Genomic DNA, 13,796 nt, shown 5'->3' with positions numbered 1-13,796 from the left:
GGAATTGAAGTGGTAGACGAAATAAATTCCGCTCGTGATGATGCTGAGCGAGATCAGCTTCCAGATGGTTCTATGGAACCACAGAGCCCTCAGGAAGCAGATAATACTGATTATGGCTTAATGAAGGGTGCTCGCGTAAAGAACATGGATTTGCAGCAGGAAATGCGCGAATCTTATTTAGCTTACGCATTATCTGTTATTGTTGAGCGTGCTTTACCAGATGTTCGTGATGGTTTAAAGCCTGTTCACCGTCGTGTTATTTATGCAATGTATGATGGAGGATACAGGCCTGATCGCGGATATAACAAGTGTTCTCGCGTTGTCGGTGATGTTATGGGTAAGTATCACCCTCATGGTGATTCTGCTATCTATGACACTTTAGTGCGTATGGCTCAGTCTTGGTCAATGCGCTATATGCTTGTTGATGGTCAAGGAAACTTTGGTTCTCCTGGTGATGATCCTGCAGCAGCAATGCGTTATACGGAATGCCGTATGGCACCGTTGGCTATGGAAATGGTACGAGATATCGATAAAGATACCGTTGATTTCCTGCCAAATTATGATGGTAAAACTCAAGAGCCTACGGTTTTGCCAGCTCGTTTCCCGAATCTTTTAGTTAATGGTTCTGCTGGTATTGCTGTTGGTATGGCAACCAATATTCCACCTCATAATATGCGTGAAGTGGCTGATGGTGTGCACTGGGCGTTGGATCATCCTGATGCAAGCAAGGAAGAACTTCTTGAAGCTTTAATTCAGCGAATTAAAGGACCTGATTTCCCTACTGGAGCAACAATCTTAGGTCATAAGGGAATTGAGCAAGCCTATCGTACAGGTCGTGGCTTAATTACAATGCGAGCAGTAGTTAATACTGAGGAAATTAAGGGACGTATGTGCTTGGTTGTTACCGAGCTTCCATACCAAGTTAATCCTGATCGCTTAGCTGCTTCTATTCGTGAAGCTGTACGAGATGGCAAAATTCAAGGTATTGCAGATATGCGCGACGAAACGTCTGGCCGTACTGGTCAGCGTTTGGTTCTTGTTCTTAAGCGCGATGCTGTTCCAAAAGTTGTTTTAAATAACTTGTATAAGCATTCGCAATTGCAGCAAACTTTCGGCGCAAATATGCTTGCTTTGGTTGATGGTGTTCCTAGAACTTTGAGCTTGGATGCGTTTATTCGTCATTGGGTAACCCATCAGCTTGAAGTAATTGATAGGCGTACACGTTACTTAAAGCGTGAAGCTGAAGAGCGAGATCATATTTTGCAAGGCTATTTGAAAGCTTTGGATATGATTGATGAAGTTGTGGCTTTAATTCGTTCATCTAAAGATGTTGAAACTGCTCGTACTGGTTTAATGAATTTGCTTGATGTTGATGAAGTTCAAGCGGATGCCATTCTTGCAATGCAACTTCGTAGACTTGCAGCTTTGGAACGTCAGAAGATTCTCGACGAGCATGAAGATTTGATGATTAAAATTGCTGATTACAACGATATTTTGGCAAGCCCAGAACGTCAGCGCAAAATTGTTGGCGATGAACTGGATGAAATTGTTGCAAAATATGGTGATGATCGCAGAACTAAGATTCTTCCATTCTCTGGTGAAATGAATGTTGAAGATCTTATTGCTGAAGAAAACGTTGTTGTAACAGTAACTCGCGCAGGTTATATTAAGCGTACTAAGGCAGACGAGTATCGTGCTCAACACCGCGGTGGTAAAGGTATTAAGGGTGCAAAGCTTCGTGAAGATGATGTAGTTGATCACTTCTTCTTAACTTCTACACACAATTGGTTGCTCTTCTTTACTAATCGTGGTCGAGTTTATCGTCTGAAAGCCTACGAACTTCCAGAAGGATCTCGCGATTCTAAAGGTCAGCATGTTGCTAATTTGTTGCAATTTGCTCCTGGAGAAACAATTCAAGCAGTGTTATCAATTCCAAATTATGATGTCGCTAAATACTTGGTATTGGCAACTCGTTCTGGAAAAGTTAAGAAAACTGCATTGCAAGAGTATGATTCTCCACGTCAAGGCGGTTTGATTGCTGTACGTTTGATGGCAAATGAAGAAACAGGTGAACCTGTTGATGAGCTTATTGGTGCAGCTTTGTGTAATTCAGAAGACGACATTATTCTTGTTTCTAAGCTTGGAATGAGTTTGAAGTTTAGAGCAGATGATGAACAACTTCGACCAATGGGTCGTCAGACTGCCGGCGTTCAGGGTATGAGATTCCGTGAAGGTGACGAATTACTTGATATGGACGTTGTTGCAGCAGAAACTAGTAAAGATCTTCTTGTTGTTACTAATGAAGGTTTTGCTAAGCGAACTGCTATTGAAGAGTATCGTTTGCAAGGAAGAAACGGCTACGGTGTTAAAGCTGTTCAACTTGCAGAGGGTCGTGGTTCATTAGTTGGAGCTTTGATTGTTGAAGAAACAGATCAAGTAATGGCAATTATGAAGTCCGGTAAGGTAATTCGTTCTGACGTTAACGAAGTGAAGCGTACTGGTAGAACAACTCAAGGCGTAACCTTAGCTAAGCCGGATAAAGGCGATGAAATTATTTCTATTGCCCGTAATGAAGAAACGGATGACGAAGAAAATCAATTAGAAGAAAAAGAAGCTACTTCAGAAAATGAGGAAGCTTAAGAAACTTCTTATACGGAATAATATTAATAATATTATTTCTTAAAAATTTGAGAGTACTAATAAAAACTGTTCTAGTCTGTTTTTATTGGTACTCTCATTGGTATAATGGCACTGATTATAAGCAAATTAATAAGAGAAGGAACACTGAGATGAGCGAAAATTTTGAGCCATCGCAAAATCCGATGAATATGAATGAGGAATCTGCAAGATTTTTGTCTAATGACACAGAATTATCTGCAGAAAAAATGGTTCCTTCTAAGGAAGCTAATTATTCAAGTGAAGAAAATAATTTTGATGAAGTATCTGGTAATTCTTCTTTAGGAAATATTGTTAAAAATTCATCATCTTCTGGACGTGTTAGTGGTAGTTCCAATACGTATCGTCGTACAATTGGTGGCGTTGCTTCATCTATTTCCAATAAAACAAACGCAACAAAATCAGGACGTGTTCCGCGTGCTCGTCGTATGAGTCTTTCTTTAGTAAGAGTAGATGCATGGTCTGTAGCAAAAGTAACATTCCTTCTAAGTGTTGCAGGAGGAATTATTCAAGTTATTGCTGCAGGTTTAGTGTGGTTGTTCTTGAATATGATTGGTGTATTTGATCAAGTAACGCAGATTGTTTCTTCTACTGGTTTGGATAGTAACGGTTTTAATCTTGCAGATGTGTTCTCGCTCCCAACAGTATTAAGTGCTGTGACTATTTTTTCAATTGTAGAAATAATTATAATAACCGTATTATCTGCAATAATTGCCCTTCTATATAACGTTGTTGGTTCATTAGTTGGAGGAATTCACATTACTTTAGGTGACGACTGATAGTGTGAATAATTTAGTTTTGGATAATAAAATTCCCACTGTTTACTACGAAGCAGTGGGAATTTTTTATAAGAAAAATAAGAAATTAGCGTTTTACTAGTTCGTCACGAATATCTTGTAACAGTTGAATAGTTTTTTCTTCGCGCTCTTTTCTTTTTTCTTCTTCAGTTTTTTCATGTTCAATTTGCAACAAATCTGCACCAATTTCACGTAATTTATTAATAGGTAAAACAATGCAGAAATAAACTGCTGTAGCAACAATAAGGAAATTCAATAATGCTCCAATTACTGCGCCAAAAGAAATTGTTGCACCATTCATACTAATAGTTAGAACGCCATTAAGTTCTGGCTTTCCGCAAATCATTGCGATAAGAGGATTAATAATATAATTAACTATCGTTGTTACTACTGCAGTTACTGCACTACCCATAACAACACCGACAGCCATATCGATTACGCTGCCTCGTAAAATAAATTTTTTAAATCCTTTTATCATTAGTATTTTCTTCCTTTTATACATTATTGAATATTAGATTGTGAGTTAGAATCTAGTACTTGTTCTTCGTAAGTAGATTTGTCATCATTTCTGTTGTCAATATATAAATTATGTCGCTGGAACGAGCGCAAAATTGTAACAGAAAGTAGTGGATATATAATTGCTGCAGCTAATACATCCGTAGGGAAATGAGCAGCGACAATAATACGTGAAACAGCAACTATAACAACAAGAATTGCGCTAAAAAGTAATCCAAATTGAACTGACGATGGTTTATTAATGTAAAGAATTAACATTGCCATAACGCAAACTGCTACAGCTGCTGAAGTATGACCACTTGGGAAACTTGGATCAGGTGGTAATTTAATATTCAAACCAATGTACGGACGCGGACGATTTACAGCAAATTTAACTGCAAAAATGTAAATCATAGGAAGAAGCGAAATTAAAAGTTGAATTATTGTCATCTTCCAATTTTTATTTATAAATAATGAAAGCGCTGCTAATAAAACAAGTATTGCTATGCAACCCTTAGTTGAAAAAACTAAAGCTAATATTTTTGAAATACTGAGAATTACAGAGGGAACACTCTTGTGGAACCAGGAGACTATGGATGATTCATAAGTGCGCTCTTTACTCGTAACTAGTAGTGCTTTTCCTAAGCACGGAATAACAACTGCGAGTAATAGTGTAAAAATAGTAGCGGAATTTCTAGTGAAAACCGATAATCCGCTGTGATTACTGTTATTTTTCTGCATCATACTTGTTAAGATTACACGCACAATGATGTAAATGCACGTTGGAGAGTACGAAATAATATGTATAAAAAAGAAAATATATTAGAAGAAAAGCGTGTGGTAGTTGAACACCGTACCCGGTGACGAGTACTATGATGAACAGATAGAAAGGGTTTACCATGAGCGTGTTTGACCGATTTGAGAAGAGCGTGGAAGGTGCAATGAACGGCGTCTTCGCAAAATTCGGCTCCAAAGATTTGCAGCCAGTCGATTTTTCGAGTGCTTTGGAACGTGAAATTGACGCTGAAGCCATGCCTATTGGCAGAGATCACACAGTTGCTCCAAATGAGTATCGTTTTAAGCTGAGTACGCCTGATTTTGATCATATTGAACAATGGGGCAGTGAGGCATTAGCTAATGAGCTTGCAGATAATCTTACTCAATATGCTAAGAGTCAGCATTATGCTTTCGTAGGACCTGTAGTTGTTATTTTTGAAGAGGATTTGGAATTAACTAAAGGTAATTTCCATTTGACATCTGAATCTGTTCAGGGTAATGCTGTTCCTGTTACCACAGACGATCAGCAACAAAATCACCCTATGCTTGAAATTAATGGTAACCAGTACCTGCTTACAAAGGATCGTACTATTTTAGGACGTGGGTCTGGTTGCGATATTGTAATAGATGATCCAGGTATTTCTCGTCATCATCTTGGTATTGATATAACTCCTGACGGTGTTATTGCTCGTGATCTTGGATCTACTAATGGTACATATGTAGAAGGTCATCAGGTTCCTGCAGCAACATTGGTTGATGGCAACACTATTACTATTGGTCGTACGCGTATTCTTTATTGGGCATCGTCTCAAGACCAGGAGTAGTAAGTATTTCCGAGCTAGGAGACGATAACGCGCATGATGTTCACTGAATTAACGTTTGCAATACTTAAGTATGGCTTTCTAGTCTTACTCTGGATTTTTGTATGGTGCGCTATCCGTTCGCTTCGCTGCGATATTGAAGTATTTAGTCCTAAAAAATCTCGTTTTTGGAAGAAAAGTTCTCGTCGTAATTCTCGTGAAGCAAAGTTTTCACAAGTCATGCAAGTGCGTGAGACGCCAGTATTTACCAAAGCAGAAAATCAAGAAAATACATCCGGTTCTCCAACTTTGTTAGTTGTTATTGATGGACCTTTGGCAGGATCTTCATTCCCATTGAACGCTGCTGGTGTGACTCTTGGTCGTGCTGCTTCTAATACGGTCGTCTTAAACGATGAATTTGTATCTTCACACCATGCTCGTGTTTATTTTAATCAATCAGTTAATTCTTGGGTTCTTGAAGATTTAGGCAGCACAAATGGAACCATGATTGGTCATAATCGTGTTACTGAGCCTGTTATATTAGCTCCGCGTACTTCTGTGCGAATCGGCGCAACAATGTTTGAATTGAGGTAACAAATGAAACAAATCAATTCAAATAACGAAGAAGAAATTCAGACCGCAGTTACTGGGCAAATAGAAAAAATATCATCTATAACAGATAAAAATGATATTAAAGAAAATCGCGCAAATTCTGTAGAAAAAATACTTTTTATGTATGCTACGGCTGTCAGTGATGTTGGAACTGTTCGTAGTAATAATCAAGATTCTGCATTTGCTGGTGAACATTTAGCTGCAATTTGCGACGGAATGGGTGGTCATGCTGGAGGAGATACAGCTTCTACTATAGCGATTCGTTCTCTTGCACATATTGAACAAGATTCAAGACCGCATGATGTTAAAACTGTTTCTTCAATGATGGAAACATCGATTATGGCTGCTCATGATGCGATTGTTGGTAAAGCTAAGCGTGAGCGCCGTCTTGCTGGAATGGGAACGACAGTGACTGCAGTAACTCTTGTAAGAGGATACTGGGTTCTGGCTCATTTAGGTGATTCTAGAGCGTATCTACTAAGAGATAATCATCTTATGCGCATGACTACTGATCATAGTTATGTTCAGCATTTGATTGATACAGGTCATATTACGCCTGAAGAAGCGCGAAATCATCCTCAACGAAATGTTGTTATGCGAGTATTAGGTGATTTTGATATAGATCCTCGTCCTGATATTGCTTTGCGTTCAGCTCATCCTTCTGACCGTTGGCTTCTTTGCTCTGATGGATTGTGTGGAGTTCTTGAAGATTCAACTATTCAAGATGTGATGAGTAGTATTTCTAATCAAGAAGAATGCGCTCAAAAATTAGTATCTATGGCACTTCGTGCTGGTAGTACAGATAATGTTACAGCCGTTATTGCAGATGCAACGCTTGCACTTGATGCTGATGCATTTGATCTTCCGCATCAAACTCCACTTATTGGAGGAGCTGCAAGTAAGGATCTCGAGTCAATTGCAGATATCGTAAATAAAGCAGTAGCTTCAGCACCGGCATTGCGCGAAGATAAGAATTCACCAGCTCAACGAGCAGCCGCGCTAGCTCAAGATGATGATAATTCTAAAAATCCAGATGAAGGAACAATATCTATTACAAGAATTGTGCAACCTTCACACATTCGTGAAGAAGTTGGAGAATTACATACACCTGACACTAATGAGATTCCTATAGTCAAAAAAAAGAATGGTAAAGTTTCAACGGATCCTCATGATCCAGATGTTGCTCGTGCTGTCAAACATGAGCAGGATGAGGCACATCGTGCTCATTCATTGAGGCGCAGGTGGACTCGCATAGGCATATCTTTGGGAATATTGTTAGTATTATTTGTTATTTCTGGAGTAGGCTACGGAGTATATGCGTGGACTCAAACGCAATATTATATTGGAAAAGACAGTAACAAAGTTGTTATCTACCAAGGAGTGCCAACAAATATTTTCGGTATTGCATTATCTCATGAAGTGGAATCTACTGACATCCCTGTTAATAAACTAGATAGATCTTGGCAGGATCAATTAAAAGAAGGCATTAGTTTTGGCAGCTTAGTTGAGGCTCGTGGTCATGCTTCGTTAATTCGTCGAGAAATGCGTGCACGAGAACAAGAAAAACTTAATGAACAGAATCAAAAGAAATTAGAAAATAAAATAAATAAAAATAAAGATAATGCGAAGCAGGGGGGTAAAACCTCATGAATATGATTGCTACGCGTATCAGACAGATAGCATTGTTGCTTTTTGCAACGTTGCTTTCTGGCATGGCATTTTTACAGATGTTTTTCCGTATTGACGGTTATATTTCTGCTAATTATGCAGCAATGTTGATTCTCGTTATGGCACTGTTTTTCGTATTTTGGGGTGTTCTTCTTGTTAAACAGCCATATGCAAGTCAAGCTATTTTACCTTGTATTATGCTTTTAACTGCAATTGGAACAGTTCTTATAGCTAGAATTGATAGGCAAAATAATACAAATGTTGCAATAAAACAAATGGTGTGGATTTGTGCGGCACTGGTATTATCAATTATTTTCGTTATTCTTTTGAATGATTATCGCATTTTAAGGCGTTTTTCTTATGTGAATATGGTCATAGGCTTGATTCTTTTGCTTTCACCTATGGTTCCTGGATTAGGTAAAGAAATTGGTGGAGCAAGAATTTGGATAGGTTTTGGTGATCACACAGTGCAGCCAGGAGAGTTTGCTAAGCTTTTCCTGTCGTTCTTCTTTGCAGCGTATCTGTTTAATCATCGTGATCGACTTGCTGTAGGTGGAAATAAAGTTTTGGGAATTCACCTTCCTCGCTTACAAGACATGGGACCTATTGCTTTAGTATGGGCCGCATCAATGGGCGTGCTCGTTATTCAGCATGATCTTGGAACGTCATTGATGTTCTTCGCAATGTTTGTGTCAATGTTGTATGTTGCAACAGGTCGCAGAGGGTGGATTGCTGTTGGAGGTATTGCTTTTGTAGCTGGATGCTTGATGGCAGTAAAGTTATTCGCACATGTGCAATATCGTGTGGATTCGTGGCTTCATCCATTTGATAATGCGGTCTATAATCGTTTCCCTGGTGGCTCAGCGCAAATTGTATCTGGATTGTTTGGTTTGGCTGCTGGAGGAACAACCGGAACAGGTTTAGGACAAGGTCATCCTTCTATAACACCGCTAGCTAATTCTGATTTTATTTATGCTTCTGTTGGTGAAGAGCTTGGTCTTACTGGGCTTCTAGCCGTATTGGTTTTGTATTTAATTATTATTGCATCTGGAATGATTACTGCAATGAAAATTAAAGATGGCTTTGGAAAATTATTAGCTTCAGGGCTTGTTTTTACTATGGCTTTCCAAGTGTTTACTGTTGTTGGTGGAATTACTTTGGTTATTCCATTAACCGGTTTAACTTTGCCGTATATGGCAGCTGGAGGCTCTTCTTTAGTGGCAAATTATTTGCTTGCATCTTTGCTTATTGTTATTTCTCACGCTGCAAATAAACCTGAATCTGCTCCTGTTTCAGATACTTTCCAATACGCTGCCTTAGCAGCGTTGCGCGAGCGTGAATTGCGAGAGCGAGCTAATACGAATACAAATAATAGCGAATATAACAATACAGATTATGAAAATAATATAGATGCTTCTGCTGTTATTTCCTCTTCAGAGAGAGGTGATAACAATGAATAAAAGTCTTAGAGAACTTTTTACTGCAGTATTGGTACTTTTTGTAATACTTGGTATTTCAAGTACAATTATTACTTCTATTAAAGCGAATGCTCTAAATTCTGATCCTCGAAATCGCAGAGCTTTATACCATGAGTTTGGTGCTCCACGTGGAGCAATACTTACATCAGATGGCACAGTTATAGCGAAATCTGAACCATCTAAAGATGCTTTTGTGTATCAACGTCAGTATTCTAACGGATTAGTATATGCTCCAGTTACTGGATATTTTTCTATTAGCCAGCGTGCAGATAGAGGAATTGAAGCTTCTCGCAATAGCTTATTAAGTGGAGAATCAGACGCTCTGTTCTGGCAAAAATTCCGTTCATTATTTACTGGAGCAACTAATCGCGGAGCTTCTATAGAGACGTCAATTGATTCACGCTTGCAAAATCTTGCTTACAATCTTCTTAAAGGCAAAGACGCAGCTTTAGTTGCAATTGAGCCAAAAACCGGAAGAATTCGCGCCATGGTAAGCACTCCAAGTTATGATCCGAATGATCTTGCTCTTCACAATATTAATGAAGTAAATAAATCGTATGAGAGAATAACATCAGATGTGTCAAATCCTATGCTGAATCGTGCTGTTTCTGAGCTTTATGCTCCTGGCTCTACGTTCAAAACTGTTGTTGCAGCAGCAGCATTAGAATCTGGAAAATACAAGCCTGATACGAAAATACCTGCTGGTGCGAGCTATGTTTTGCCTGGAACCAAGACGTCTCTTACAAATGTCACTTACCAAGCGAATGGCGTTGATGGAAAAATATCTTTTGAGGATGCTTTAGCATATTCGTCTAATACTGCTTTTGCTCAATTGGGTAATTCTTTAGGATCTGACGTAATTGTAAAGCAAGCAAGAAAGTTTGGATTCTTCGATTCGCTGTCTATTGATGGTTCTGATTCTACTGGATTCCCAATGCGATCCGTGAAATCTACTTTTTCTATTAAGCCAACTCCAGATAGACTAGCTCTGGAATCAATAGGTCAAGGTGATGCTAAGGTTACACCTTTGCAAAATGCTATGATTGCGGCAGCTATTGCAAATAATGGAACATTGATGAAGCCTACTCTTGTTGATTGTGTAAGATCTAGTGATTTGTCAGTATTGTCACAAACTAGACCAACCGTTATGAACCAAGTAATGAGTAGTGACAGTGCATCTAAATTAACTTCTATGATGCAGGCTGTTGTTACAAAAGAAAATCCTAATCTTGCTTTACCTAATATTCATGTTGCTGCTAAAACAGGTACTGCACAGATTGGAATGTATAATCAAGCTGCTAATGGTTGGGTTATTGGATTTGCTCCTGCTGAAAATCCTAGAATAGCTATAGCAGTTATAGTACATAACACAAGTACATTTGGTAGTTACGCGGCAGGACCTATTATGCGACAAGTGATGGAGGAGGCGCTTAAACAATGAAACTCGTTGAAGGACAGTTAGTTCATCATCGTTATAGACTTGATCGCCGCCTTGCTCAAGGCGGTATGGGAGAAGTTTGGAAAGGCTTTGATATTCAACTTGGGCGAATTGTTGCCATTAAGGCGTTACGCACAGATACCGTAAACGTTGAAGCAAAATTACGTCGTCTTCGTGCTGAAGCGCATAATTCTGCCAATTTAGCGCATCCTAATATTGCAGCATTATTTGATTATTATGAGCATGATGGTATTGGATTCTTAATTATGGAATATGTGCCAAGTAAATCATTGGCAGATTTGTATCATAAAGAAAAAATAATTGATCCTACTAAGTTACTTCCTATTCTTATTCAAACAGCTCGAGGGCTTTTTGTAGCTCATTCTCATGGTGTAATTCATCGCGATGTAAAACCTGCAAATATTATGGTTTCTGATACTGGCAATGTGAAAATCACAGATTTTGGCGTGTCATATTCCAGCGACCAAGAACAAATCACTCAAGATGGCATGGTAGTTGGAACAGCTCAATATATTTCTCCAGAACAAGCGCAAGGTGAGCAAGCTACTGCACAATCTGATATTTATTCGTTAGGTGTTGTGGCATATGAAGGCTTGTGTGGACATCGTCCATTTACTGGAGCAACGCCGGTAGATATTGCTGCTGCACATGTTAATGATCCTGTGCCACCTTTGCCAGAAAATGTTGATTTGCAATTGCAACAGTTTATTATGTCTATGCTTGCAAAGAATCCAAAAGATCGTCCAAAAGATGCATTAGTCGTGTCGAAAGTATTATCTCGTATTGAGCGCAGACTGCTAGATCAAGAAACAGCCTTCAACAATACAACAGGAGTACTTTCTACAAATTTGCGACAACGAAGATGTATTAAAAGTATGCCGCAAAACCAAGTAAATATTATTAATATTTTTAATACCAATGATCGCAAGGAGCAGCAATGAATACCACAATGCCCACCTCATTAGCGAATGGTCGATACGAATTAGGGGAGCTTATTGGCCGTGGCGGCATGGCAGAAGTGCGTGTTGCTGTTGATAAGCGCTTAGGTCGTACAGTTGCTGTGAAAATTATGCGTTCCGATTTAGCGAACGATGAGATTTTCCTTTCGCGATTCCGCAGGGAAGCGCATGCCATTGCGCAGATGAACAATCCTAATATTGTGAATATTTATGATTCTGGAGAAGAATCTGTTATAGCAGAAAATGGCTTAGAAGAGCGTTTACCGTATCTTGTAATGGAATACATTAAAGGTAAAACATTACGCGATATTCTAAAAATGAATGGAGCTTTAAGTCAGAGAGACGCTGAACAAGTTATGCTTGGCGTGCTCAATGCTTTAGAGTATTCGCACAGAATGGGTATTATTCACCGCGATATTAAGCCTGGAAATATTATGATTTCTGAACAAGGCTTAGTAAAAGTCATGGATTTTGGAATAGCTAGAGCTCTTGATGATTCTGCAACAACTATGACACAGTCTCAAGGTGTTGTTGGAACAGCACAATATTTGTCTCCAGAGCAGGCTCGTGGTGAACAAGTAGATATGCGCTCTGATTTGTATTCTGCAGGGTGTGTGCTGTATGAAATGCTAACTGGACGTCCTCCTTTTATTGGAGATTCAGCTGTTGCCATCGCATATCAGCATGTTTCGGAAGTGGCGACACCTCTTAGCACACTTGTTCCAGGCATGCCTGCTATGTGGGACAAGATTTGTGCTAAAGCAATGGCAAAAGATAGACAAAATAGATATGCCACAGCATCAGAGTTTAAGAATGACATTCTAGCGTTTATGAACGGTGGAGTGCCTGTTGCAGCAGCGTTTAATCCATTGACTGATTTAGCTAATATGAAGGCGCGTAAGCAGGCTGAACAGAATGCTGCAACTATGGCTATGGGCATGACAGATGGTGCTGCAACTCAATCGTTTAATCCTATTACTGGTCAAGTTGAATCTGCAAATATTGCATTTTCTCCTAGCACGCGCGCGTCACAAAGAGCAACAATGCAAGCGCAACGTCGTAAACGAGTAGTAATCGGATCTATAGTTGGAGTATTAGTAACAGTATTAGTTCTTCTGGGTGTGCTGTTTATGCTCAACCGAAGTCGTGCTACTGGAGATGTTGTAGTTCCAACATTTATGGAGACAACAACGCAGGATGCTGCTCGTGAAAAGTTGCGTGCACTTGGTTTGGTTCCAGATATTCGTGAAGATGATCATTCTTCTCAACCTGAGGGAACTTTTACTAAGCAATCACCGCGTGGAGGTGAGCATGTTGCTTCTGGATCCAAGGTGACTGTATGGTTCTCGGTTGGACCACAATCAACTCGCGTGCCAGATGTAAGTGGTAAAACGCAAGAAGCTGCTCGTAAAATGCTTGAGCGTGCTGGGTTTAAGATTGCTAATGTTCGAGTAGAAGATAGTGCAGATATTAAGAAAGATCATGTAACTCGCACAGATCCTGACGCAGATTCGTTTGCTGATAAGGGTACATTAATTACTTTATATATTGCATCCGGCTTAACTAAAATTCCTGACGGTCTTGTTGGTCAAAGCAAAGACATTGTGGTTAGCCAATTAGAGAATTTTGGTTTTACTACGGATGTAGTTAAGGAAGATTCAGATAATGTGCCTGAAGGTTCTGTAACTCGACTAAATCCGTCGTCTGGTTCCTCTGTTAAACCACACAGCTCTATTACTGTGTACGTTTCTCAAGGTGCTTCGAAAGTTGAAGTTCCTAGTATAGATCTTGGTACTGTTACCTTCAAACAGGCGAAGAAAATACTTGAAGCAAAAGGTTTGAGAGTAGTATCTGATTCAATGGCAAAAGATGACGATATAGTCATGAGCATGTCTGAGGAAGCAGGAAGCAAGGTTGAGAAGGGCAAAGCGATTACATTAGTTACACGTCCAAGCCTTGGTTCTTCGTCTGATTCAGACTGATTTAGATTTGTGTTAGATTAAGTCTGTAAAAATAATGTATATGCTGCTTGTTCTACAAGAAAAGTAGAGCAAGCAGCATTTTTGTATCTCTAA

Annotated in this window: 11 protein-coding genes; 9 read left to right on the top strand and 2 right to left on the bottom strand. The window is 39.3% G+C overall.

Annotated elements, in window-relative coordinates:
• The first annotated feature begins 9 nt into the window (after nucleotides 1-9).
• Nucleotides 10-2,640, top strand: a complete 2,631-nt coding sequence (gene gyrA / locus HXT50_RS04420; protein WP_004106095.1) for a DNA gyrase subunit A — start codon at nucleotides 10-12, stop codon at nucleotides 2,638-2,640.
• 245 nt (nucleotides 2,641-2,885) lie between these two features.
• Entirely contained in the window at nucleotides 2,886-3,455 is a 570-nt protein-coding gene (locus HXT50_RS04415; RefSeq protein ID WP_407645754.1) for a DUF3566 domain-containing protein, read from the top strand.
• Nucleotides 3,456-3,540: 85 nt separating this feature from the next.
• Here the strand turns inward: HXT50_RS04415 and mscL are convergent, their stop codons facing one another.
• On the bottom strand, nucleotides 3,541-3,951 hold the full coding sequence (gene mscL, locus HXT50_RS04410; protein WP_004106097.1) for a large conductance mechanosensitive channel protein MscL: 411 nt from the start codon (nucleotides 3,949-3,951) through the stop codon (nucleotides 3,541-3,543).
• Between the two features lie 23 nt (nucleotides 3,952-3,974).
• Nucleotides 3,975-4,712 (bottom strand): phosphatase PAP2 family protein, encoded by a 738-nt coding sequence (locus HXT50_RS04405; RefSeq protein ID WP_004106098.1) that lies wholly within the window; start codon nucleotides 4,710-4,712, stop codon nucleotides 3,975-3,977.
• A 155-nt stretch (nucleotides 4,713-4,867) separates the two neighbouring features.
• On the opposite strand from HXT50_RS04405, the gene HXT50_RS04400 reads away from it, so the two are divergent.
• From HXT50_RS04400 to pknB, 7 genes are read left to right on the top strand one after another with little or no spacing between them, the layout of a single operon-like run.
• Nucleotides 4,868-5,569, top strand: a complete 702-nt coding sequence (locus tag HXT50_RS04400) for an FhaA domain-containing protein (RefSeq protein ID WP_004119721.1) — start codon at nucleotides 4,868-4,870, stop codon at nucleotides 5,567-5,569.
• 33 nt (nucleotides 5,570-5,602) lie between these two features.
• Nucleotides 5,603-6,139: an FHA domain-containing protein FhaB/FipA gene (locus tag HXT50_RS04395; RefSeq protein WP_004119723.1), complete on the top strand. Its 537-nt coding sequence runs from the start codon at nucleotides 5,603-5,605 to the stop codon at nucleotides 6,137-6,139.
• Between the two features lie 3 nt (nucleotides 6,140-6,142).
• Nucleotides 6,143-7,807 carry a PP2C family protein-serine/threonine phosphatase gene (locus tag HXT50_RS04390; RefSeq protein WP_101885817.1) on the top strand — a complete coding sequence of 555 codons (1,665 nt, stop codon included), beginning with the start codon at nucleotides 6,143-6,145 and terminating at the stop codon, nucleotides 7,805-7,807.
• Nucleotides 7,804-9,285 (top strand): FtsW/RodA/SpoVE family cell cycle protein, encoded by a 1,482-nt coding sequence (locus HXT50_RS04385; protein WP_004106107.1) that lies wholly within the window; start codon nucleotides 7,804-7,806, stop codon nucleotides 9,283-9,285. The genes HXT50_RS04390 and HXT50_RS04385 overlap by 4 nt, the downstream gene beginning before the upstream one ends.
• Nucleotides 9,278-10,744: a peptidoglycan D,D-transpeptidase FtsI family protein gene (locus HXT50_RS04380; RefSeq protein ID WP_004106109.1), complete on the top strand. Its 1,467-nt coding sequence runs from the start codon at nucleotides 9,278-9,280 to the stop codon at nucleotides 10,742-10,744. The genes HXT50_RS04385 and HXT50_RS04380 overlap by 8 nt, the downstream gene beginning before the upstream one ends.
• On the top strand, nucleotides 10,741-11,703 hold the full coding sequence (locus HXT50_RS04375; protein ID WP_004109538.1) for a serine/threonine-protein kinase: 963 nt from the start codon (nucleotides 10,741-10,743) through the stop codon (nucleotides 11,701-11,703). The genes HXT50_RS04380 and HXT50_RS04375 overlap by 4 nt, the downstream gene beginning before the upstream one ends.
• Nucleotides 11,700-13,703: a Stk1 family PASTA domain-containing Ser/Thr kinase gene (gene pknB, locus HXT50_RS04370; protein WP_004106112.1), complete on the top strand. Its 2,004-nt coding sequence runs from the start codon at nucleotides 11,700-11,702 to the stop codon at nucleotides 13,701-13,703. Before HXT50_RS04375 ends, pknB begins: the two co-directional genes overlap by 4 nt.
• Nucleotides 13,704-13,796 lie beyond the last annotated feature (93 nt).

Source organism: Gardnerella sp. KA00243, assembly GCF_049244105.1.
Taxonomy (GTDB): domain Bacteria; phylum Actinomycetota; class Actinomycetes; order Actinomycetales; family Bifidobacteriaceae; genus Bifidobacterium; species Bifidobacterium leopoldii.
The sequence above is the reverse complement of the archived record's forward strand: the minus strand, read 5'-3'. Positions and strand labels throughout refer to the sequence as shown.